The organism is Rhodanobacter sp. OR92 (genome assembly GCF_000427545.1).
GTDB classification, from domain to species: domain Bacteria; phylum Pseudomonadota; class Gammaproteobacteria; order Xanthomonadales; family Rhodanobacteraceae; genus Rhodanobacter; species Rhodanobacter denitrificans.
In genome coordinates this window covers 249,172-269,138 of the sequence record NZ_KE386557.1, presented here as the reverse complement: position 1 = coordinate 269,138, position 19,967 = coordinate 249,172, and the positions used below count along the sequence as shown (strand labels likewise).

The window sequence follows — 19,967 nt, the reverse complement described above, 5'->3', positions numbered from 1 at the left end:
TGTGGGGCTGGCAATCAGCTTGCCCGCACAAGCATATTATTCATGGATAAAAGCATGTACCAAAATAGGCCATTTCAAGAAGCGAAACCAGTCTAGTTCGACTCGGAAAGTCGATTCGCCACCGAAATCCACTGCCGCTTCCACCCGCGCTTCAAGCTCAAGGCCGGGGCACGCGGGCTGGTGGCGGCTGCCCGGCGTGTCGATGCCCCGTTGCCGATTTCGACGTGGATTGGGGCCGATCCGGGCTCCTGGGGGCTTGTGCATATGGCGACGCCGTTCACACAACCATCGTACCCGAGGTTGTACAATCGGACCCAGTCCGCGGTACGTTGCATCTAAACGGCCGCTGCGCTGCAGGTTGCGTGGTGATGACACACCCACAGCACCGATACCCGTCTGGGACGACGTCGACAAATACGGAGCCAACTCCGTGTTGCCAAGAAAGCAGTATGCCTTGAAACAACGTGTCCCTGATCGGCGATTGGAACATGAATATAATCAGATCGGCAGAAATGCCCGAGACAGTTGTCGACATTACGGCGCGTCTCAATCGTTCAACAGTGCGCGGCAATGAACAGCCTTGTTCCTGCGCGACCAGTCTTGAACAGGTTGAATCGGCCTGGCGATTGGTATATGAGCGCTATACGCAAATGGGGCTGATTGACGAAAACCCGTATGGCCTGCATGCCGCTCCCTCTGCCGTGGGACAGCATGCATGCGTGATATGGGGAGCAGAAGGAGCGGAAGTCGGCTATACGATGACGCTGTTTCGTGACAACCCCAAGGGGCTCGCGCTGGACAGCGTATATGCGGGACCTCTGGGTGAACTGCGCCGAAAAGGGCGTCGCCTGCTGGAGGTGGGGATGCTGGCGGATCGTCGCCAGTGCGCATCACGTGGTGTCGCGGCCTTGTTCAGCATGATGCGCTGGGCCGTGCACTATGGGTTGCACATCGGCGTGACTGACATCGTCATCGGTGTGCATCCGCGGCATGCCCAGTTCTACGTGCGTTGTTACGGCTTCGAGCAATTCGCGCCACCGACAAGCTACCCCATGGTGCGGAACAATCCCGTGGTGCCCTTGCGCCTTCGCCTGATTGAGGGGCTGGCGAAAGACGAGTTGCCACGAGGTCTCGCTGATGCGCGTGACAATCCACTGCCCGCCAGCAAGTTCTCGCATCGCTTCGCGTTTGAGCCCGAGCAGCTGCGTGGTTCCCTGATCGCGGGCCTTTTGAAAGCCAGCTACGGTATTGATCCGTGCCGGACGGCCGGCACCGGTCTGGCGGGCCGCGGTCTCGCCTGGTCGGCAGCCTAGGTTGAGGTGTCCTCGCTGATGCGAGGATGTGAGCCAATCGGAAGTAGGGTTCCCTCGGCGAAGGAGCCCTGCGCGCAGAAGTCGGTGGCCCGGCGAGGAACGGGGCGTCCGCGCCTGACTGGCGCCGCCGCGGCGACCATGATCGGCCCGCTACGCCCCGGCAGGCTCTCGCGTCGCCTGCGCCTGACTTCACACAAGCGGGCCGGTCAGCTGTAACGCCGACGCAGACCCAGCAACAGTCCGACAAACAACAGGCCGAGGCTGAGCATGCCCAGCTCGCCGGGCTCCGCCACCGTCACCGGCGGAGGGTCGCCGCAGGGCCCGCTGCCCTCGGCGCCGGTTCCGTCCCCCGACACGATCCAGCCGCTGCAGTTGTTGGCGATGCCCTGGATGTGCGCCACCGATGACCAATTGCTGTCGTTCTCCACAAACGGATTCCCGGTCAGCGGGCTCGTGAACGTCAAAGCATAGGTCGCCGAATCCCCGATCATGAACCGGTTGCCCTGCGACCAGCCGAAGGCAAGGTTGAACATGCCCGGCACCGGGCCCGTATTGAAACCACCGGCCTTGTACGACGCGCCCTGGTCCGCGCAAGTACCGGCGGTGCAGGTGGCGCCAGAGAGGGAGATCGCCTGATTGAGATAAAAGGCCCAGCCGACGGTGGACTGTTGACTGCTCAGGCCCTGTATGAAATCCGGGCCGGTCGTGTGGGAGGACAGTACCAGCGTTCCCGTGTTCGAACCCGTCGAGGACGTGAACTCGGCAATGAGCCAGGGCGCAGGGCCATCCGGTGTGTTTCCAGAAAAAACGGTGTTCAGGGCAATGGTGGTCGAGATGGGGGTCGCGGCAACCTGCAAGGGCAGCACCGTCAGTGCTACCAGGGCAATGCCTGTCAGAGCCGGGATTCTTTTCATGTTGTTTGACTCCCATCGAGACTTGTCATCATCCGTAGCCAGGCAGTCCGGGATTTTTCGAATGCCTGGTATTCGTCGCTACCAGCAAGCACACCTCACTAGCAGTTTTTTATAAGCACACTTCGGGCCAAACTCGCAAGTTATTTATTTTATTGCGTTTTTTATCAGTTTCCATCCATAAATACTGTAGCTTTGTAAGGTTTTCCGACAATCCCGCCGCTGGCGACATGAAACGCCCTCCTTTCCCCTATCACCCGGAAATGGAGGCGGCCGACCAGGATATGACCCTGTTGCGACGCCATGCAGTGTCCGGACGGGCCACCTGCGCACCTGCTCATGCATGCGACCAGACTCGGCACTGCGCGTCGCACAAAAGCACACCCCCCGTTGCCGGGGGGCTTATCCAAGTCGAACCCAGCAACGCTTCAGGCAAAGCGGCGACGCAAAGCCACGAACGCCCCGATCAGCAGCGCCCCAATGCCCAACAGGCCAAGGGAGCCAGGCTCCGGCACGGAGGTCGAACGCCCGTTGTATGTCGTGTCGTCGATACCCCAGGCGTCGGTGGTCAAGTTGGTCAGCGTGAGGGAGCTGAACGGCGACGTGTCGGTGAAGCCGAAATACGCGGCTCCCCCGTCCACGTTGATCGCCGGCGTGAAGAGTTGGCTGGTGCCGTCGTTGAAGGTGACCTGGAGGGCGTTGGTGCCGCTGAAAGTTGTCTGCAGACCGGTCAGGAACGTCCCGAAGGAATACGTCGGCGTGGCAAAGTTGAAGGTGGCCGAGCCTCCGGCAAAGCCGAGCCACTGGCTGCCAGCGGAGGTCGTATTGAAGCCGTAGAGGTTGCCGAACGTGGTGTTGCTGATCCCCGAAAACCCGGACCCAAAATCCGGGCCGGTCAGGGTGATCGACACCCCCGGCGCGGCGGCGATGGGTGAATAGTAGCCGGTGGCCAGGCTCTCATAGGTGATCGTGTGGGTGGGGCCGAACACGGATGCCGCGGCGAGGAAGCTGGTCTGGGCGGCGTCCGAGTTGGTGAATGGGCCGGTCGTGGGCGCACCATCGTCCTGCCCGGCGAAGGTGGTGGTCGAAGCGTGCGCGGCCCCGATCATTCCGGCAGCGAACAGCCCCGCGAGGATTGCCGTACTCCAACGTCTTGTCAGCAGGTTCATGTGTAGTGCCTCCGTCGAAATGAAAGCCCCCCGGCACGTTTTGAGAGCACGACCTATGCCAAAAACGAAATGGCTTGTAGATCAGAGGGCTGATCGTCCGCGAGTGGGTTACACGCCGAAAAATGTAAGGTTCTCCGACGATTTTCCGGACGCAGCATGGGCGATGGCTGCTTTCGCCTGCTGCCGGAGAAATACCCGAATCTGGCGTGCGCTCGTGACCCGATCCCGCCCGTTGCGGGGGGAACTTCCTGAAGTGAGGAACAGGTGGGGCAGGCGGACCCAGTCGGTATCGCGCACGTGGGGCACGCCCGGTTTTTGTACCCCAAGAGGACGGGCCCGGGGGCTGGCGGAACAGCGGGGGAGACTGGCAGCGCCCAGTCAGATGCGAAGCGCGTCAGCCGATGGCTGGAAACCCGCATGAAATGGTGGCCGGGGACGGAATCGAACCGCCGACACGGGGATTTTCAATCCCCTGCTCTACCAACTGAGCTACCCGGCCGGGAACCTGGCAATCAGGGCAGCGATGAAGCTTGCCGATGATGCGTGGAGCCGCGCATTAGACCGAATGCACGGCTTTTCGTCAAGACTCGAGGTTGGGCGGGGTAAAGCCGGCGGCATGGTCGAAGTCGCCGCCGAACAGGAATTTCTCCATCTGTTCGCCGAGGTACTTGCGAGCCTTCGGGTCGAGCGGGTTGAGCCGGTATTCGTTGATCAGGGTGGTCTGGTGGGCCAGCCATTGCTGCCAGGCGGGTTTGGAAATCTCGGCGTAGATTCGCTGGCCGAGCGGCCCGGGCCAGGGGGCGAAGTCGAGGCCTTCGGCGTCGGTGCCGAGCTTGGCGCAGTGGATGGTACGGCTCATGGTTCGGATCCTGATGGGGCGGTCGCGATGCGGCGTGCAGCTTGCGGGGCGGCTCAAGGCTTGTCGTTGATCTGCAGCAGGAGGCTGCGCACCGGCGCGGGCAGACCGAGTGCGCCCAGTTCGTCGGCGTCGCACCAGCGCAGCTGCGGATTATCGGCGATGCCGCGCTGCGCTGTCGCGTGGTCGAACAGCAGCGGCTCGATGGCGAGCTTGTAATGGCTGAAGACGTGGGTGAACGGGGCGAGCGCCTGCGCGTCGTCGATCCGCGCGTGCTGCTGCGCGAGGCGCCAGGCGCCGTCCGGGTCGCTGGCTTCGGGCAGGCTCCACAGGCCGGACCACACGCCTTGCGGACCGCGCCGCTCCAGCAGCACGCGGCCGCGGCGGTCGCGCAGGACCAGCATCACGGTGGCGCGGGTGGGGATGGATTTCGCCGGCTTGCGCCCGGGCAGCTGCGCGATGAGGCCGTCGCGGCGGGCGACGCAGTCGGCGGCCAGCGGGCAGTCCGCGCAGCGCGGGCGCGCGCGCACGCAGACGGTGGCGCCCAGGTCCATGATCGCCTGGGTGTAGTCGGCGACGCGCGCGGCCGGCGTGTGCGCCTCGGCGTGTTGCCACAGCTGCTTTTCCACTGCGCTGTCGCCGGGGTAGCCGTGGATGCCGTGGTGGCGCGCCAGCACGCGCTTGACGTTGCCGTCGAGGATGGCGAAGCGCAGCCCGTGCGCCTGTGCCAGGATCGCACCGGCGGTGGAGCGGCCGATGCCGGGCAGCGCGGCCAGCGCGTCGAAGTCGCGCGGCAGTTCGCCGCCGTGCCGCTCGACGCAGAGCTGCGCGGCGCGATGCAGGAAGCGCGCGCGGCGGTAGTAGCCGAGGCCCGACCACAGCGCCAGCACGGTGTCCTCGTCGGCAGCGGCCAGTGCGCGCAGGGTGGGCAGCGCGTTGACGAAGCGCTCGAAGTAGCCGAGCACGGTGGCGACCTGGGTCTGCTGCAGCATCACCTCGGACAGCCACACGCGGTAGGCGTCGCGCCGGCCGTCATCGAGTGCGCGTTGCCATGGCAGGTCCTTGCGGCCGTGCTGGTCGAACCAGCGCAGCAGGCGGGGGGCCAGGGATGCATTCATGGCTGCTTCTTGCCGGCGGGTTTCGCCGGTGCGGCTACCGTTCCGGCCGGCGCGGGCACGGCGTCGCCGGCGCGGATGGCGAGACCCTCGATATGGATGCCGCCGGCGTCGAGCTGCGCGATCTCGGCATGGCCGCTGCCCGGCGGCACGCTCAATTGCGGCCCCTGCGGGTCGCCCAGCTGGCTCCACCAGTGCGCCAGCGCCAGCGGCGGCAGGCGCAGATCGGCGTGGTTGGCGGGGCCGTCGAGTTTCAGCGTGAGCAGCAGTGGGTTGCTCTGGTCGGCGGGGGTCAGCTGCAGCGAGACGTCGTACTGGCCGGCACTGGCCTGGTCGAGCTTGCCGGCAAGGCTGGCGGCGGCGTCGGCGGCGCCGTGCCAGCGTGCCTGGCCGGTGAGCGCGAGCGTCGTGGTGCTGCCCTGCGACAGGTGCAGGGTGATGTTGTTGAGCTGCAGCGCGTTGCCCTCGATGCGCGGCGTGGCGGACAGCCGCAGCCGCAGCGGCGTACCGGCGGCGGTGACGGCGGACAGCGCGAGCGGGAACGGCTGGCCGGAAATCAGGCTACCGGCTTCGAGCGAGACATTGCCGAGCAGCACCTGGTTGCCGCGCACCACGCTGCCGCGGCTGATGCTGACGCCGGTGTCGATGCGCGGGATGTTCGGCGGCGCGCCCTCGGCTTGCGCGGGCAGCACGGCGAGCCAGTCCTGCAGCGCGTCGAGGTCGACCCGCGGCGATTCGATCTGCAGTTGCGAGATCACCGTGGGGCCGCCGAGCACGGTATGCCACGGCAGCACCAGCTGGCCGTGCGCAGCCAGCAGGATCGGCGCGCCGGCGCCTGCGGCATTGAGCGTGATGCCGTCCAGGTCCAGTGCCGGTCGCGGGAACAGGGTCGGGCTGGCCGGGCTGGCCAGGTTCAGTTCGAGCCCGGCGCTGCGCGCCTGGGTCTGCAGCATGCGGGTGAAGCGCTCCGGCTGCAGCAGGATGTAGACCGCGATCACCGCGGCGAGCAGCAGCGTCAGCGCGACGCCGCCAAGGGCCAGCAGGGTCAGCCGCAGTCGGCGCGACATGCGCTCAGCTCCGCCATTGCGGTTCAGTCATGGCCCGGCGCCTCGCCGCCGAGGCTGGCCGGCAGCAGGCCGTCGACGAACGCCGCGGCTTCGAACACGCGCAGGTCGGTGGCGCTCTCGCCCAGGCCGACGAAGCGGATCGGCAGGCCGAACTCGCGCGCCAGCGCGAACACCACGCCGCCCTTGGCGGTGCCGTCGAGCTTGGTCACCACCAGCCCGGTGACGCCGACGATCTGGCGGAACTGGCGCACCTGGCTGACCGCGTTCTGGCCGGTGGTGCCGTCGATCACCATCAGCACCTCGTGCGGCGCGTCGGCATCGAGCTTCTTCAGTACGCGGGCGATCTTGCCCAGCTCGTCCATCAGGCCGCCCTGGGTGTGCAGCCGGCCGGCGGTGTCGGCGATCAGCACGTCGGCACCTCGCGAGCGTGCCGCCTGCAGCGCGTCGAAGATCACGCTGGCGGCGTCGGCATCCTGGCCCTGCGAGATCACCGGCACCGCGTTGCGCTCGCCCCAGGTCTTCAGCTGCTCGACCGCGGCGGCGCGGAAGGTGTCGCCGGCGGCCAGCATCACCGCGCGTTTCTCATCGCTCCAGCGGCGCGCCAGCTTGCCGATGGTGGTGGTCTTGCCGGCGCCGTTGATGCCGACCACCAGCACTACGAACGGTTGCCGGCCGGCCACCTGCAGCGGCTGCTCGACCGGCCTGAGCAGGGCCAGCAACGCCTCGCGCAGCGCAGCCAGCAGCGTCGGGGCGTCGGCAAACTCGCGCTTGTGCATGCGTTTGCGCAGGCTCTCTACCAGCTCGGTGCTGGCCTCGATGCCGACGTCGGCGCTGATCAGGGCGGTTTCCAGTTCGTCGAGCAGGTCGTCGTCGAGTTTCGGGTGACGCACGAACAGCGAGCCGAGGCTGCGCGCGAAGGCGCTGCCGGACAGCCGTTCGCGCCAGCTGCGCCTGGCCGGGGTCGCCGTTTCGGCGACGTCATCGCCGGCCGGCACCGCGAAGCGTTCGGTTTCGAGCTGGGTTTCCGCCGGCGCGGCGATTTCTGCCAGCGCTTCGTGCAGGGGGCCATCGCCGCTCTCCGGTGCGACGGCGTCGGCGGTTGTCACGACGACGGCGTGCTTCTCCTCCTTGTCGGCAGGCCCCGTTTCAGCGGGCTTTTTCTTCCAGAACTTGAGCATTGCGGGCGTGATTCGAAGACAATGGGCGGCATGCTAACACCCCAACCCGTACTGCCCGCTGAGGGTCCGTTCGCCGAGGGCACGGCGGCATGAACGACATGCGCCGGGCCGCGCCGGGGCGCATCCGCATCATCGGCGGCAGCCTGCGCAATTCGCGGCTGGAGGTGCCGAACCTGCCCGGCCTGCGCCCCACCGCCGAGCGGGTGCGCGAAACCCTGTTCAACTGGCTGGCGCCGGTGATCGACGGCGCGCGCTGCCTGGACCTGTGCGCGGGTACCGGCGCGCTCGGCATCGAGGCGCTGTCGCGCGGCGCGGCCGCCGTGCAGTTCGTCGAGCGCGATGCGCGCGCGGCGCAGGCGTTGCGCGCGAATCTGGCGCGGCTCAAGGCCGACGGCGGCCAGGTGGCGGCACTGGAGGCGGAGGCGTTCCTGCGCGGCACGGCACAGCCCTGCGACCTGGTGTTCCTCGATCCGCCGTTCGCGCTGGAGCTGTGGCCGGCGCTGGCGCGGCAGCTGGAGCAGGGTGGCTGGCTCGCCGCGCGGGCCTGGATCTACGTGGAGTCGCCGCGCGGCCCCGCACCGGCGCTGCCGCCGAACTGGCAGTTGCATCGCGAAGGCCAGGCCGGCGAGGTGCGCTTTGCGCTCTATCGGCGCGCGCTTCCGTTAAGCTAGGGTCAATTCCGCTACCGCCTTCCTCCGTCTTGTGAGCAAACCATTGGGCAATCCGCGCCTGGCCGTCTATCCGGGCACCTTCGATCCGATCACCAACGGCCATACCGACCTGGTGACGCGGGCGGCACCGCTGTTCGACAAGGTGGTGGTGGCGGTGGCCGACAGTTCCAGCAAGGGGCCCGGCTTCAGCATCGGCGAGCGGATCACCCTGGCGCGGCTGGCGCTGGCCGACCTGCCGAACGTGGAGGTGCGCGGCTTCGACTGCCTGCTGGCCACCTTCGTGCAGGATATCGGCGCCGGCGTGATCATCCGCGGGCTGCGCGCGGTGTCGGACTTCGAATACGAGTTCCAACTGGCCAGCATGAACCGGCATCTGATTCCGCAGGCCGAGACGCTGTTCCTGACGCCGGCGGAACAATACAGTTTCATCTCCTCCTCGCTGGTGCGCGAGATCGGCCGCCTCGGCGGCGATATCTCCGGTTTCGTGCATCCGGCGGTACAACAGGCCATGCGGCAGCGCTGGCAGAAGGGCCGGACCGGCCACAACAAGCAACCCGAAACGGAAGGTGACCACCATGCGTAAGTTCGTTCTCATCGCTGCCCTCGCGCTGACCGCCAGTCTGGCCTTGAGCGCCTGCGGCAAGCACGAATCCGCCGAGCAGGCCGGCCAGCAGGCCAGCCAGCAGGCGACCAAGCCGACCGATCCGAACGACACCAAGGCGTGGAACGCCTATCTCGGCCAGATCGTGCAGAACAACATGCAGGGCATGAAGGCCGACCGTCCGTACCCGTACCTGGTGCCGGCCGGCGATTCCGAGGAGGCGGTGGCCGGTCGTGGCCGCCAGCTGTCGAACGTGCAGGACACCGTGGCGCGCGGCGTGCTGCCGGGCAACATGCTGGTGTTCGCCGGTCCGGATTCGGCCAAGACCGCCGACTTGGTGGTCGCGGCGTTCAAGGATGCCAAGCCCGGTTCGTTCAAGGACGTGATCATCCTGTTCATCGGCGACCAGGCTGACCAGCAGCGCGTCGATGCCGTGCTGAAGCCGACCGGCGCCACGGTGCGTTTCGTCGCGATGTGAGAAAGCCGGAGCGAGTGGAGAGCAGTGGGCTGGGAGAGGCGGCTTCGCCTCCTCGCCTTTCCCGCTACTGCTCCCTCGCTTCTGTTTCGATCCCATGTCCCTGAAGATCCTCGACACCTGCGTCAATTGCGACGTCTGCGAACCGGCCTGCCCGAACAAGGCGATCTCGCTGGGCGAGGAGTTCTACGTGATCGACCCCGCGTTGTGCACCGAGTGCGTCGGTCATCATGACGAGCCGCAGTGCGTGGTGGTGTGCCCGGTCGAATGCATCGTCAGCGACCCCGACCACGTCGAATCGCGTGAACAGCTTGAACTCAAGTATCGCCAGCTGATGGCGAAGGAGTCCGCGGCATGAGGTTTTCCCTGAACTGGGCAGTGCTCTCGCTGAGCCTTCTGCTGGCCGGCAGCGCGGCGTTCGCCGCCGACGGCGCGCCGTCGGCGGCGCCGACCGCAGCGACCCCTGTCGCGCCACTGCGCCCCGGCCACGCGGCCGTCGCCAGCGCGAATTTCCATGCCACCGAAGCCGGCCTCGAAGTGCTGGCCAAGGGCGGCAATGCGTTCGACGCGGCGGTGGCGGTCGCCTCCACGCTGTCGATCGTGGAACCGGAGAGTTCCGGCACCGGCGGCGGCTTCATGGCCGTGCTGCACCGGGCGAAGGACGGCCGCAACATCTTCATCGACGCGCGCGAGACCGCGCCGGCGGCGGTGAACCCGAAGGATTACCTCAACCCGGACGGCAGCCCGAACCGCGACACCGCGTTGCGCGGGCCGCTGTCGGCCGGCATTCCCGGGCAGCCGGCCGGACTGGTGCTGCTGTCCAGCCGCTACGGACGGCTGCCGCTGGCACAGTCGCTGGCGCCGGCGATCCGCATCGCCCGCGACGGCTTCCAGCCGGACGAGCGCCTGCGCGGCGCGATCGCCGGCACGCAGAAGGACCTCAAGCGCTGGCCGGCCTCGGCCGCCAAGTACCTGCCGGGCGGCAAGCCGCCGGCGGAGGGCGCGACCTGGCGCGACCCGGACCAGGCACGCACGCTGGAGCTGCTCGCTGCGCACGGCCGCGACGGCTTCTACCGGGGCGAGACCGCGCAGAAACTGGTCAAGGCGGTGCACGCCGCCGGCGGCAACTGGACGCTGGCCGACCTGGCCAACTACCAGGCGAAGGAGCGCACGCCGATCAGCGTGGACTATCGCGGCTACCAGATCATCACCGCACCGCCGCCGTCGTCCGGTGGCGTGGCGATCGCCGAGATCCTCAACATCCTGTCCGGCTACGACCTGACGAAGATGGATGCCGCCACGCGCGTGCACTACATCGTCGAGGCGATGCGCCGCGCGTTCCGCGACCACAACGACTACCTGGGCGACCCGGATTTCGTGCAGATGCCGCTGGACATGCTGCTGTCGCCGTACTACGCCGCCGGCCTGCGCCAGAGCATCCTGCCGGACAAGGCCACGCCGTCGTCGATGCTGCCGCGCGCCGAGGCGCCGGAGCCTGGCATGCACACCACCCATTTCTCGATCATCGACGCCGACGGCAACATGGCTGCGGTGACCTCCACGGTGAACTACACGATGGGTTCGGGCTTCGTCGCCGCCGGCACCGGCGTGCTGCTCAACGACGAGATGGACGACTTCGCGCTGGTGCCGAACAAGCCCAACGTGTACGGCCTGCTTGGCAGCGCGGCGAATGCGCCCAGGGGCGGCAAGCGCATGCTGTCGTCGATGTCGCCCAGCATCGTGATCGGTGCCGAGCGCACCGCGGTGATCGGCTCGCCCGGCGGCTCGACCATCATTACCCAGGTGCTGGAAGGTATCCTGCATTTCATCGACGGCGAGAGCGCGCAGCAGATCGCCGCGCACAAGCGCTTCCACCACCAGTACCTGCCGGACGTGGTGATGGTGGAGGACGGCACGTTCGACGCCGCCACCGACGAGGCGCTGACGAAGATGGGCTACACGCTGAAGCCGCGCGAGTCGTGGGGCTTCATGAACGTGGTGACCTGGGACCGCAAGGCCAACAAGCTCGACGCCGCCAGCGACCCACGGCGGCCGTCGGGGCTGGGCAAGGTGCAGTAAGGTCGGGCCATGGAACTGTTCTCGATACTCGGCAACTCGCAGCAACTCGATGGCGGCGCCATGTGGTTCGGCCCATCCGTGGGCCTCACCCCGCGCGCTGCGCGGGGCCGCCTGCGGCGTCCGGATTCGCTCCCGGCGAATCCGTCGGCAACGCGAGGTATCTGAGATGGAACTCTGGTCCCTGCCCGGCAATTCGCAGCAACTGGACGGCGGCGCCATGTTCGGCAACGCTCCCAAGGCGCTGTGGTCGCGCTGGATCGCGCCGGACGCAGAGAACCGCATTCCGCTGGCCTGCCGCTGTCTGCTGGTGAAGGGCCTGGACGGCCGCAACGTGTTGTTCGAGACCGGTATCGGCGCGTTCTTCGAGCCGGCGCTGCGCGAACGTTATGGCGTGGTCGAGCCGCAGCATGTGCTGCTGGATTCGCTGGCCGAAGTGGGTCTTTCTCACCAAGACATCGACGTGGTGGTGCTGTCGCACCTGCACTTCGACCATGCCGGCGGCCTGCTGGCGGCATGGGAGGACGGCCAGCCGCCGCGGCTGCTGTTCCCGAACGCGCGTTTCGTGGTGGGCGCGGAGCATTGGCATCGCGCCACCCACCCGCACCCGCGCGACCGCGCCTCGTTCGTGCCCGAGCTGCAGCCGCTGCTGCAGGCCAGCGGCCGGCTGGAGCTGGTCGAGGGCGAATATTCGCGGACGCTGGGCAAGTCGGTGCGCTTCTTCTTTTCGGACGGCCATACGCCGGGCTTGATGCTGGCCGAAGTCGGCGGCGTGGTGTTCTGCGCCGACCTGATCCCGGGCCGCTTCTGGGTGCATCTGCCGATCACCATGGGCTACGACCGCTGGCCGGAGAAGCTGATCGACGAGAAGCGCGTGTTCCTGGAAGACAAGCTGGCGCGCGACGTGCGGTTGTTCTTCACGCACGACCACGATTGCGCGCTGGCACGGGTGAGTCGCGACGAGCGCGGCCGCTTCGGCACGGCCGACGAGCAGCAGGTCGTGCGCGGCATGCCGCCGTACCATCAGGCGGGAGCGGCCTGATGGTACGGCGCAAAGGGGTCTCCCTGCAGGCGCTGGCCTTGAACGTCGTCGGCGCCTTGCTGGTGCTGGCCGGCATCGGCCTGGTGGCGACTACCGCGCGCAGCCTGCTGAACTACCGCGCGGTGGCCAGCCTGCACGGCGGCGAGGTGATTGACCTCGGCACGAACTCGCCGCCGAGCGGCGGCCAGCACGGCGCGATGGCGCGCGTGGTCGGCACGCCGACCGTGGTGGAGGCGCCGCGCGATCCGGATTTCAACCTGCGGGCGGATACCCCGGTGCTGGTGCGCCACGTGGAGATGTTCCAGTGGCGCGAGGTGCGCGTCGGCAGCGGCGTGCACTACGAACTGGACTGGGTCGACCACCTGCTCGATGCCGGCCATTTCGAGGAGCCGCAGGGCCATGCGAACCCGGCCAGCTTCCCGCTCAGCGGCAAGCAGTTCGACGCCGGCCTGGTGCGGCTGGGCGGGTTCGAGCTGGGGCCGGTGCTGCTGCATGCGATACCGGGCACGCAGCGGGTCACGCCCGATCCCGGCGCGCTGCCGGCGAACCTGGCGGCCAGTTTCAGCCGCTACCAGGATTACCTGGTGACCAGCGCGCGGCCGGGCGACCCGCGCCTGGGCGACGTGCGGGTGAGCTGGAACGAGGTGCCGCTGCAGCAGCTGACCGTGGTCGGACGCATCGACGGCGACCGGTTGGTGGCGGCCACCGATGCCGCCGACGGCAAGGGTTACGTCGTGCAGGTCGGCGACGTGCCGGTGCTGGACATCTTTCCGGACTTGCCGGTGCCGCCGGAGTTCGTGCTGAGCTGGCGGGTCCTGGCGGTGTTGCTGGCTTCGCTGGGGGCGTTCGTGCTGCTGGCGACCCAGCGCGACCGGCGCGACCCGCTGCTGGCGCTGGGCCTGGGCGCCCTGGTCGTGGGCATCGTGGCCAGCGTGCTGTGGCTCGGCGACGATACGCGCACCATGTTCGGCTGGCTGGCGCTGGCGCTGTGCGGCCTGCTGCTCACCGGCTGGCGGCTGCGCCGCGCGCGCTGAATGCGCGCGCTCCTTGCGTGCGGACTCCTTACGCCGTGGCCGACTTGCCGCCGGCAGAGGCGAACACCTGATCGGCCCACTGCGTGGCGCCCAGGTAGATCGTGGCCATGCGCTGGATGCGCTGCGGCACGGCGTGTTCGCTGGTCAGCTCGCCGGCCTCCCAGGCGAGGATCTGTTTCAGCAACGGCGCGAACGGGCCGCCGCGGCCGGTCAGCGCGTCGCTGATCTCCGGCACCAGCCGCAGGTGGGTCAGCAGGAACTCCATCGGCGCGCACATCAGCGTGTCGAGCAGGGAGAACAGGCCCACGGTGAAGGCCATCTCCGGATGGCCGTTGGGCATGCCGGTGGCCAGCTTCTCGCACATGTGGGCGCGGATCAGCGCGGCGCGCAGCAGCTCCGGCGGGCGGTCGTCCATGCCGCACATGGACATGGTGTCGATCCAGTTGCGCATGCGCGTGACGCCGAAGAAGATCGCTGCCTGCTGCACCGATTTCAGCTGCCGCGGCAGCGCGAAGTAGGCCGAGTTGACGCAGCTCAGCAGCTTGTAGCTGAGCACCGCGTCGTCGCGCACGATGTTGCCCAGTTCCACCGGGCCGGGGTTGCTTTCCTGCAGCACGCGCATCAGGCGCAGCATGCTCAGCCGGTTGGCGGTGAGCACGGGCACGGCCACCGGCTGCGGGATCAGCAGGTAGCGGCCCTGGATCGCCTCCAGCGGCAGTTGCAGGCAGCGTTCGTAGGTGGGGTGGTCGTTGACGTGGCCGGCCACCACCTGGATGCCGCGCAGGTGCAGTTGCTCGGCGTGCTCCTTCAGCCGCTCGGGGCTCAGATGGCTGGCGTCCAGCCGCACCAGTTGCACCATCTGCAGCAGCGTCTCGAGCGGCAGGCTGCTTTGCAGGTCGGCGCCGGCCACGTCGAGCATGAACTGGCAGCCGCGTTGCGCCATCTGCTGCAGGCGCTTCATCAGCGCCGTGTCGCTGGCCACGTGGGGCTGCAGCACCACGCCGAGGCGGGGCTGGTGCAGCAGCACGTCGGAGTCTTCCGGCAGCAGCTCGGCCGGCATGTTGAGGAAGGCGCGGTTGCCGCGCACCAGCCGGGTCAGTGCGCCGTCGGTGATGGTCGACAGCACGCATTGCAGCAGGGTCTGTTCGTCGCCGGGCTCGCGATGGAAGACGATTTCGTAGGCGAACAGCTGGCGCTCGCGGTCGAGCATGGGTACGCGCAACACCGGCAGCGGCACCGAGGTCGGCACGCCGTCGCGACCCGGCGCGCCGATGGTGGGGGTGACAGCGGTGGAGGCGTTCGGATGGCTCATGATCAGTCGTCGTGGTTAACGCTGGGCATGCCGGGGAGGCTGCTTCGCGGTCAGTGGGAAGATCGTCTGCGTGGGCAGCTGGGGGTGCCGCCTCTCATCGCGCTGTCATACCGCCGCCAGTACCTGCGAACGCAGGCTGGCCTGCAGTTCGCCGGAGCGGCCGTACAGTTCGTTGTCGCCGGCATGCCCGGTCAGGACGGCCAGCGCCCGGCGCGTCTGGTTCAGCCGCTGGCTGACCACGCTGCCGTTGCGCTGGTTGAGCAGGTGGCAATACTGCAGGCGCTGCACGATCCGGCTCCAGCCGGCCGCTGCCGCGGCTGCCACGGCCGGCTGTTCGGACGCCAGCTGCTGGCGCTCGGCATCGAGTTGCTCCAGTTGCAGCATCAGCGCCTGCTTGCGCGTGCCGGCCTGGTCCAGCGCGTCGCTGTCGCTGGCGTCCAGCGCCGAGCGTTCGGACTCGAGTACCTGCGCGAGCCGGTCGACCGCCTGCTGCATGTCGCCCAGCACCGCGGCCAGCGCATCGTCCAGGTCGTGCTGCAGGCGTCGGTTCATGCCTTGCCCGTGCCGCCGAGCTGCTGTTCCAGCGCGAGCATGCGCTCGGCGATGCGGTTGGCGTCGATCGTGTAGCTGCCGTCGGCCAGCGCCTGGCGCAGCCGTTCCACCCGCGGCGCGTCGATCGCGGAGCTGTCGCCGGTGCGCGCGGCTTCCTGCAGCGCGAGGGCCGAATCGGTCAGCTTGAGCTGGTCGCCGGCCTTGGGCGCGGACGCCGCGGCATCCGCCGGGCCGCTGGCCGTCGCCGCCGGGCCGTTGCCCGAGCTGCCGGTGGTCTGCGTGAATTTCGGCAAGCCGTTGTTGGGAATGGTCGTATTCATGGGTCCGTGCTCGCTGGGGGGTGGCCCTGTAACCGTCAGATCGGCCGCTGTCGCGGAAACTTTAGGGGTGAATGGCGAGCGTAGCGGCGTGGGCACCGGTTTGTCCGGCTCATGGCAGTGCGACCACCACGCCGGGGGCGCTGACCATTGCGTCGACCACCTTGCCCGAGCTCTCGTTGCGCACCCGCAGGCGGGCACCGTTGTCGCCGCTGCCCATCGCCACGCCGGCTGCGCGCACCTCGATGCCGTCGAGCCGGGCCACCATTTCCACGCGATCGCCGGCGCGTACCATGCGGCGGCCACCCAGCGCGCCGGGCGAAAGCACGCTGCCGCTGGCCAGCGCGCGGGTCAGCGTACGGCCAGCCACCTGGGCGAGATTGTCGATATAACCGTAGCCGAGCCGGGTGACGTCGCGCTCTTCCGCGTGCACGTCCGCCGCGCCCAGGCCGTCGCCACGCAGCAGCGGCCGGCTGGTCACCAGCACCTGGCGGAACAGCTCGAGCCGCAACGGCACCCGCACGGTCCAGCCCCCGGGTTGCGGGCACTGCACCGGCACCGTCATGCGCGATGAGGTTGCCGCGTGGGCGGGGATCACCGCGCGCAGCGGCTCGCGGCAGGCGTCCAGGCGCAGGCGCAGGTCGAGCGGCGCGGCGCTGACCACCACGCGGCCGCCGGGCAGGGCGTAGTGCTCGCGCACGGCCTGCTCGGCCGCGCTGCGCACACTGTCGGGCGATTGCGTCGCGGTGGCCGCGGTGTCGGCACGGGCCCGCTGCGGCCACGCCGCACCGCTGCCCAGCGCGGCGACCAGCACACCGAGAGCGATGAGCCGGGGTTTCCTCATGCGTCCGCCAGCAGGGCGCCGAGTTGCCCCAGCAGGGCTTCACGTCCGGATTCCATCTGCTGTGACAGCGCGGCGGCCTGTTCGAGCTGGCCATCGCACAGCAGCGAGACGAAGCGGCTGCCCTGTTCGCACAGGCGGCTGCCGCTGTCGCTCAGGCCGGCGCTGGCGGGGTGGCCCTGGTACAGGGCGCCCAGCCGGTCGACGCTGCGGTTGATTGCGTGGGTGTCGAACCAGCGCCGGTCCAGCGCGCCCGGTTCCAGCAGCGCCAGCTCCGCCGCCTGGCGCAGGCTCAGCGATGCTTCGCGCAGGGTCAGGCTGAGGCTGGCCGGGTCGCGGCCGCTTTCGCCTTCCAGCCAGTCCAGCCCCAGCCGATGGGCCAGCAGGGCGGCGCGGTGCAGCGAGTCGGACTGGCGTCGCGCCTCGTTGCCGCGGCGCTGCAGCGCACCGAGCGCGGCCTGCGCCGCGGTGGCGCGCGCGTGTTGCACGTCGTGGTTCTGCTGCAGCTTGTGGATGCGTCCGCTGGCGGCCTGCAGCACTTCGCTGCCCTCGCGCAGGGTAGTGCCGGACTGGCCGACGCCGGCCTGCGCGCGCTCGAGCTGCTGCAGTCCGTGTTGCACGTCGCCGTCCAGCTGCAGCGAGAAGTCGCCGATCGAACCGGTGACGGTCTCGATCTCGGCGGTGGCCGCCGTGGTCTTCTCCGCCAGCTGCTTGACCTCGTCGGCGACCACGGCGAAGCCGCGGCCCGCCTCGCCGGCACGCGCCGCCTCGATCGCCGCGTTCAGCGCTACCAGGTTGGTCTGGTGCGCGATCTCCTGCACCACGCCGATCAGCTTGCGGATCTGCGCAACCTGCTCGGCCAGCTTGCTCTGGTTGCGGTTCATCGCCGACAGCGCGCTGCGCAGCAGCCGCAACTGGCCGTCGAGTTCGCTGACGCTGCGTTCGCCGGCCTGCCCGGCCTGGCCGGCCCGGTCCAGGTCGGCGCCGATCTGCTGCAGCGCCGTCGAGATACCGGCGCTGCCATCCGTCAAACGATCGACGCTGCCGCGGCCTTCGCTGGCGGCCTTCTCCAGCGCCGCCTGTTCGCGCGACAGTTGCTGCACTGCGCCGAGCACCAGGCTCTGCTGTTCCACCGTCTGCAGCGCCACCGAGGCGGGCGGGCGGCCGACGACGCGGGCCAGCAGCGGCGCCAGCGCCTGCGCCGCGCGCGGGTAGCGGCGCCGCAGCGCGGCGACCTTCGCGTCGTCGCCGGCGGCGGCGGCCTCCACCAGGGCAGTGAGGTGCTGGTTCCAGATCAGGCTCATGGGGCGGAGATCACCTTGGTTATGGCGCGGGAGTGCAGTCGCTGCATCGACAACAACCTTCGAAACTTGAGGAAGCAAGTCGCATGCCAGCCCGAGGCGGGGCGGCCCCTTCGCCGGCGCCGCTCAAGCTCGGCAGGCCGCGGCCGATAGCCACCGCGTACGGCCGCCACGGCGGCAACCCACCCGAGGAGACCGCATGGGCGGCACGTTGCTGGAAAAAGTGGAGCAGCACACCCGACTGGCCGGGCACAACCGCGTGGCGATGCTGCTGTTCCGGCTGGGCGACGAGCAGCTGTTCGGCATCAACGTGTTCAAGGTGCGCGAGGTGTTGCGCCGGCCGCCGCTGGAGCGCATGCCGGGCGTGCACGCCTTGCTGGCCGGCAGCTGCGACTACCGCGGGCAGACCATTCCGGTAATCGACCTGGCCGCCGCGCTGGGCTACGCGCCGCTGCGCGAGGTGGCATCGGCGCACCTGATGGTGACCGAGTTCAGCCGCTCGGTGCAGGGCTTCCTGGTGGCGGACCTGCAGCGCATGGTGCAGTGCGCAGGCGAAACGCTGGTGGCGCCGCCGAGCAACCTGGGCTTCGGCGCGCGGGTCAACGCGGTAACCCGCATCGACGGCGCGCTGATGGCGGTGGTCGACGTGGAGCATGTGCTGGCCAGTATCGACGCCGCGCCGGCCGAGCTGTCCATGCAGATGCAGCGCGCCGCCGACACCCGCGCGCTGTCGCCGCGGCGGGTGATGGTGGTGGACGATTCGCTGATCGCCCGCCGTCGGCTGGTCGGCCTGTTCAAGCAGATGAACATCGAGTGCGTGGTGGCGACGGATGGCCGCGAGGCGCTCGAGCGCCTGCAGGAACTCGCCGTGGGCGACCCCGCCGACGGCGTCAGGCTGGTGGTGTCGGACATCGAGATGCCACGGCTGGACGGCTACGCGCTGACCCGCGCGATCCGCGAGGCGCCAGGCCTGCGCCAGCTCAAGGTGGTGCTGCACAGTTCGCTCAGCGGCATCTTCAACGAGGCGATGGTGAAAGAGGTCAAGGCCGACGGTTTCGTCGCCAAGTTCCAGCCGGACCTGCTGGCGCAGGCGGTGCTGGAGCTGTTGCCGGAGCCGGCGGAAACGCCGGCGGGCTGACTCCGGCGCGGTTCGCGCGCAGGGGCGTCAACAATCCGTCTTTTCGCCGACGCCGCCTTCGTGGCGTCGCGGGCATGGCTTCGCCAGCCCAGTCGCAGCAAGGTTTCCCCCGGGGTGGCATGCAATTTGCCTCCAGCTCCGTGCGGCAACTGCACGCGGAGCGAAGCGATGTCCCTGACCACTGACAACCTGTTCGGCATACATACCCAGGCACTGGACCTGTGGCAGCGCCGTACCGAAGTGCTCGCCAACAACCTGGCCAATGCCGATACGCCGGGCTATCTCGCCCGCGATGTCGACTTCCGCAAGGTGCTGGCGGACGCCAGCGGCGGCGCCGGCAGTTTGCCGCTGCAGACCACGGCCGCCGGCCAGATCGGCACGGCCGGGCCGGCGGCGGACGGCGCGCTCGCCTACCGCGTGCCGACCCAGCCGAGCATGGACGGCAACACCGTCGATGCGCAGGCCGAACAGGCCGCCTTCGCCGCCAACGGCGTGCACTACCAGGCCAGCCTGTCCTTCATCACCGCACAGATCCGCATGCTGCGCACCGCCATCACCGGAGGCCAGGGCTGATGTCGCTCTTCTCGATCTTCAACGTCGCCGGTTCCGGCATGGCGGCACAGTCGTTGCGCCTGAACACGGTAGCCAGCAACCTCGCCAACGCCGACAGCGTGGCGACCACGCCGGAAGCGGCCTATCGCGCGCGCGAACCGCTGTTCGCCGCGGTGAAGAGCCGGCTGGACGGCAGCGATGCGCCGGGCGAAGGCGTGCAGGTGCTCGGCGTCACCGAGAGCCAGGCGGCGATCCCCAGCCGCTACGAACCCGGCAACCCGCTGGCCGACGCCGACGGCTACGTCTACAGCAGCAACGTCAACCCGGTGGACGAGCTGGTCAACATGATCTCCGCCTCGCGCTCGTACCAGAACAACGTCGAGGTGATGAATTCCACCCGCCAGCTGATGCAGAAGACGCTGGACCTGGGCAAGTGAGGCGGCGAA

The 19,967-nt window shown here is 68.6% G+C and carries 22 protein-coding genes and 1 tRNA gene; 11 read left to right on the top strand and 12 right to left on the bottom strand.

Going from position 1 to position 19,967, the window contains the following annotated elements:
- The first annotated feature begins 464 nt into the window (after positions 1 to 464).
- Positions 465 to 1,313, top strand: a complete 849-nt coding sequence (locus tag RHOOR92_RS0115530; protein WP_231378408.1) for a hypothetical protein — start codon at positions 465 to 467, stop codon at positions 1,311 to 1,313.
- A gap of 206 nt (positions 1,314 to 1,519) precedes the next feature.
- Here RHOOR92_RS0115530 and RHOOR92_RS0115525 read toward each other — a convergent pair whose 3' ends face one another.
- The 7 genes from RHOOR92_RS0115525 to ftsY form a co-directional block, all read right to left on the bottom strand.
- Entirely contained in the window at positions 1,520 to 2,227 is a 708-nt protein-coding gene (locus tag RHOOR92_RS0115525; RefSeq protein WP_015448549.1) for a hypothetical protein, read from the bottom strand.
- 425 nt (positions 2,228 to 2,652) lie between these two features.
- Positions 2,653 to 3,393: a PEP-CTERM sorting domain-containing protein gene (locus RHOOR92_RS0115520; RefSeq protein WP_027490663.1), complete on the bottom strand. Its 741-nt coding sequence runs from the start codon at positions 3,391 to 3,393 to the stop codon at positions 2,653 to 2,655.
- Positions 3,394 to 3,816: 423 nt separating this feature from the next.
- Positions 3,817 to 3,892, bottom strand: a tRNA-Phe gene (locus tag RHOOR92_RS0115515).
- Between the two features lie 81 nt (positions 3,893 to 3,973).
- Positions 3,974 to 4,252: an oxidative damage protection protein gene (locus RHOOR92_RS0115510; RefSeq protein WP_015448534.1), complete on the bottom strand. Its 279-nt coding sequence runs from the start codon at positions 4,250 to 4,252 to the stop codon at positions 3,974 to 3,976.
- A 53-nt stretch (positions 4,253 to 4,305) separates the two neighbouring features.
- The gene (gene mutY / locus RHOOR92_RS0115505; protein ID WP_027490662.1) at positions 4,306 to 5,367 is read right to left on the bottom strand and encodes an A/G-specific adenine glycosylase; all 1,062 of its coding nucleotides are present in this window, start codon (positions 5,365 to 5,367) and stop codon (positions 4,306 to 4,308) included.
- Positions 5,364 to 6,431 carry a hypothetical protein gene (locus RHOOR92_RS0115500; RefSeq protein WP_007511414.1) on the bottom strand — a complete coding sequence of 356 codons (1,068 nt, stop codon included), beginning with the start codon at positions 6,429 to 6,431 and terminating at the stop codon, positions 5,364 to 5,366. The genes mutY and RHOOR92_RS0115500 overlap by 4 nt, the downstream gene beginning before the upstream one ends.
- 23 nt (positions 6,432 to 6,454) lie before the next feature.
- The gene (gene ftsY / locus RHOOR92_RS18855) at positions 6,455 to 7,609 is read right to left on the bottom strand and encodes a signal recognition particle-docking protein FtsY (RefSeq protein WP_081660251.1); all 1,155 of its coding nucleotides are present in this window, start codon (positions 7,607 to 7,609) and stop codon (positions 6,455 to 6,457) included.
- 89 nt (positions 7,610 to 7,698) lie between these two features.
- Between ftsY and rsmD the strand changes: the two genes are divergently transcribed.
- The 7 genes from rsmD (at position 7,699) to RHOOR92_RS0115460 (ending at position 13,508) form a co-directional block, all read left to right on the top strand.
- Positions 7,699 to 8,280: a 16S rRNA (guanine(966)-N(2))-methyltransferase RsmD gene (gene rsmD / locus RHOOR92_RS0115490; protein WP_007511412.1), complete on the top strand. Its 582-nt coding sequence runs from the start codon at positions 7,699 to 7,701 to the stop codon at positions 8,278 to 8,280.
- 43 nt (positions 8,281 to 8,323) lie between these two features.
- Positions 8,324 to 8,863 carry a pantetheine-phosphate adenylyltransferase gene (coaD, locus tag RHOOR92_RS0115485; RefSeq protein WP_015448529.1) on the top strand — a complete coding sequence of 180 codons (540 nt, stop codon included), beginning with the start codon at positions 8,324 to 8,326 and terminating at the stop codon, positions 8,861 to 8,863.
- Entirely contained in the window at positions 8,856 to 9,359 is a 504-nt protein-coding gene (locus tag RHOOR92_RS0115480) for a hypothetical protein (RefSeq protein WP_007511410.1), read from the top strand. The genes coaD and RHOOR92_RS0115480 overlap by 8 nt, the downstream gene beginning before the upstream one ends.
- A 94-nt stretch (positions 9,360 to 9,453) precedes the next feature.
- Positions 9,454 to 9,714, top strand: coding sequence for a YfhL family 4Fe-4S dicluster ferredoxin (locus RHOOR92_RS0115475; RefSeq protein ID WP_007511409.1), 261 nt, complete (start codon positions 9,454 to 9,456; stop codon positions 9,712 to 9,714).
- A complete protein-coding gene (gene ggt / locus RHOOR92_RS0115470) occupies positions 9,711 to 11,435 on the top strand; it encodes a gamma-glutamyltransferase (protein ID WP_027490661.1) in 1,725 nt (574 codons plus the stop codon). The genes RHOOR92_RS0115475 and ggt overlap by 4 nt, the downstream gene beginning before the upstream one ends.
- 166 nt (positions 11,436 to 11,601) lie before the next feature.
- A complete protein-coding gene (locus tag RHOOR92_RS0115465) occupies positions 11,602 to 12,474 on the top strand; it encodes an MBL fold metallo-hydrolase (RefSeq protein ID WP_027490660.1) in 873 nt (290 codons plus the stop codon).
- On the top strand, positions 12,474 to 13,508 hold the full coding sequence (locus tag RHOOR92_RS0115460; protein WP_027490659.1) for a TMEM43 family protein: 1,035 nt from the start codon (positions 12,474 to 12,476) through the stop codon (positions 13,506 to 13,508). Before RHOOR92_RS0115465 ends, RHOOR92_RS0115460 begins: the two co-directional genes overlap by 1 nt.
- Positions 13,509 to 13,536: 28 nt before the next feature.
- On the opposite strand, the gene RHOOR92_RS0115455 is transcribed toward RHOOR92_RS0115460, so the two are convergent.
- From RHOOR92_RS0115455 to RHOOR92_RS0115435, 5 genes are all read right to left on the bottom strand, one after another.
- Positions 13,537 to 14,820 carry an HDOD domain-containing protein gene (locus RHOOR92_RS0115455; RefSeq protein ID WP_007511404.1) on the bottom strand — a complete coding sequence of 428 codons (1,284 nt, stop codon included), beginning with the start codon at positions 14,818 to 14,820 and terminating at the stop codon, positions 13,537 to 13,539.
- Between the two features lie 105 nt (positions 14,821 to 14,925).
- The gene (locus RHOOR92_RS0115450; protein ID WP_027490658.1) at positions 14,926 to 15,372 is read right to left on the bottom strand and encodes a flagellar protein FlgN; all 447 of its coding nucleotides are present in this window, start codon (positions 15,370 to 15,372) and stop codon (positions 14,926 to 14,928) included.
- Complete coding sequence (gene flgM / locus RHOOR92_RS0115445) at positions 15,369 to 15,692, bottom strand: flagellar biosynthesis anti-sigma factor FlgM (protein ID WP_007511401.1); 324 nt, start codon at positions 15,690 to 15,692, stop codon at positions 15,369 to 15,371. Before flgM ends, RHOOR92_RS0115450 begins: the two co-directional genes overlap by 4 nt.
- 109 nt (positions 15,693 to 15,801) lie before the next feature.
- Entirely contained in the window at positions 15,802 to 16,533 is a 732-nt protein-coding gene (gene flgA, locus RHOOR92_RS0115440) for a flagellar basal body P-ring formation chaperone FlgA (protein ID WP_027490657.1), read from the bottom strand.
- Positions 16,530 to 17,834, bottom strand: a complete 1,305-nt coding sequence (locus RHOOR92_RS0115435) for a methyl-accepting chemotaxis protein (protein WP_007511396.1) — start codon at positions 17,832 to 17,834, stop codon at positions 16,530 to 16,532. Before RHOOR92_RS0115435 ends, flgA begins: the two co-directional genes overlap by 4 nt.
- 196 nt (positions 17,835 to 18,030) lie before the next feature.
- Here RHOOR92_RS0115435 and RHOOR92_RS0115430 point away from each other — a divergent pair, with 196 nt between their 5' ends.
- The 3 genes from RHOOR92_RS0115430 (at position 18,031) to flgC (ending at position 19,958) form a co-directional block, all read left to right on the top strand.
- On the top strand, positions 18,031 to 18,969 hold the full coding sequence (locus RHOOR92_RS0115430; protein WP_007511394.1) for a chemotaxis protein: 939 nt from the start codon (positions 18,031 to 18,033) through the stop codon (positions 18,967 to 18,969).
- 168 nt (positions 18,970 to 19,137) lie between these two features.
- Complete coding sequence (gene flgB, locus RHOOR92_RS0115425) at positions 19,138 to 19,542, top strand: flagellar basal body rod protein FlgB (protein WP_007511392.1); 405 nt, start codon at positions 19,138 to 19,140, stop codon at positions 19,540 to 19,542.
- Positions 19,542 to 19,958 carry a flagellar basal body rod protein FlgC gene (gene flgC, locus RHOOR92_RS0115420; RefSeq protein ID WP_015448518.1) on the top strand — a complete coding sequence of 139 codons (417 nt, stop codon included), beginning with the start codon at positions 19,542 to 19,544 and terminating at the stop codon, positions 19,956 to 19,958. Before flgB ends, flgC begins: the two co-directional genes overlap by 1 nt.
- Positions 19,959 to 19,967 lie beyond the last annotated feature (9 nt).

Bases quoted from the DNA above. Each gene is read 5' to 3' on its own strand.
- RHOOR92_RS0115525 (WP_015448549.1), bottom strand. From the start codon at position 2,227: ATGAAAAGAATCCCGGCTCTGACAGGCATTGCCCTGGTAGCACTGACG.
- RHOOR92_RS0115520 (WP_027490663.1), bottom strand. From the start codon at position 3,393: ATGAACCTGCTGACAAGACGTTGGAGTACGGCAATCCTCGCGGGGCTG.
- RHOOR92_RS0115510 (WP_015448534.1), bottom strand. From the start codon at position 4,252: ATGAGCCGTACCATCCACTGCGCCAAGCTCGGCACCGACGCCGAAGGC.
- mutY (WP_027490662.1), bottom strand. From the start codon at position 5,367: ATGAATGCATCCCTGGCCCCCCGCCTGCTGCGCTGGTTCGACCAGCAC.
- RHOOR92_RS0115500 (WP_007511414.1), bottom strand. From the start codon at position 6,431: ATGTCGCGCCGACTGCGGCTGACCCTGCTGGCCCTTGGCGGCGTCGCG.
- ftsY (WP_081660251.1), bottom strand. From the start codon at position 7,609: ATGCTCAAGTTCTGGAAGAAAAAGCCCGCTGAAACGGGGCCTGCCGAC.
- rsmD (WP_007511412.1), top strand. From the start codon at position 7,699: ATGAACGACATGCGCCGGGCCGCGCCGGGGCGCATCCGCATCATCGGC.
- RHOOR92_RS0115480 (WP_007511410.1), top strand. From the start codon at position 8,856: ATGCGTAAGTTCGTTCTCATCGCTGCCCTCGCGCTGACCGCCAGTCTG.
- RHOOR92_RS0115475 (WP_007511409.1), top strand. From the start codon at position 9,454: ATGTCCCTGAAGATCCTCGACACCTGCGTCAATTGCGACGTCTGCGAA.
- ggt (WP_027490661.1), top strand. From the start codon at position 9,711: ATGAGGTTTTCCCTGAACTGGGCAGTGCTCTCGCTGAGCCTTCTGCTG.
- RHOOR92_RS0115465 (WP_027490660.1), top strand. From the start codon at position 11,602: ATGGAACTCTGGTCCCTGCCCGGCAATTCGCAGCAACTGGACGGCGGC.
- RHOOR92_RS0115460 (WP_027490659.1), top strand. From the start codon at position 12,474: ATGGTACGGCGCAAAGGGGTCTCCCTGCAGGCGCTGGCCTTGAACGTC.
- RHOOR92_RS0115455 (WP_007511404.1), bottom strand. From the start codon at position 14,820: ATGAGCCATCCGAACGCCTCCACCGCTGTCACCCCCACCATCGGCGCG.
- RHOOR92_RS0115450 (WP_027490658.1), bottom strand. From the start codon at position 15,372: ATGAACCGACGCCTGCAGCACGACCTGGACGATGCGCTGGCCGCGGTG.
- flgM (WP_007511401.1), bottom strand. From the start codon at position 15,692: ATGAATACGACCATTCCCAACAACGGCTTGCCGAAATTCACGCAGACC.
- flgA (WP_027490657.1), bottom strand. From the start codon at position 16,533: ATGAGGAAACCCCGGCTCATCGCTCTCGGTGTGCTGGTCGCCGCGCTG.
- RHOOR92_RS0115435 (WP_007511396.1), bottom strand. From the start codon at position 17,834: ATGAGCCTGATCTGGAACCAGCACCTCACTGCCCTGGTGGAGGCCGCC.
- RHOOR92_RS0115430 (WP_007511394.1), top strand. From the start codon at position 18,031: ATGGGCGGCACGTTGCTGGAAAAAGTGGAGCAGCACACCCGACTGGCC.
- flgB (WP_007511392.1), top strand. From the start codon at position 19,138: ATGTCCCTGACCACTGACAACCTGTTCGGCATACATACCCAGGCACTG.
- flgC (WP_015448518.1), top strand. From the start codon at position 19,542: ATGTCGCTCTTCTCGATCTTCAACGTCGCCGGTTCCGGCATGGCGGCA.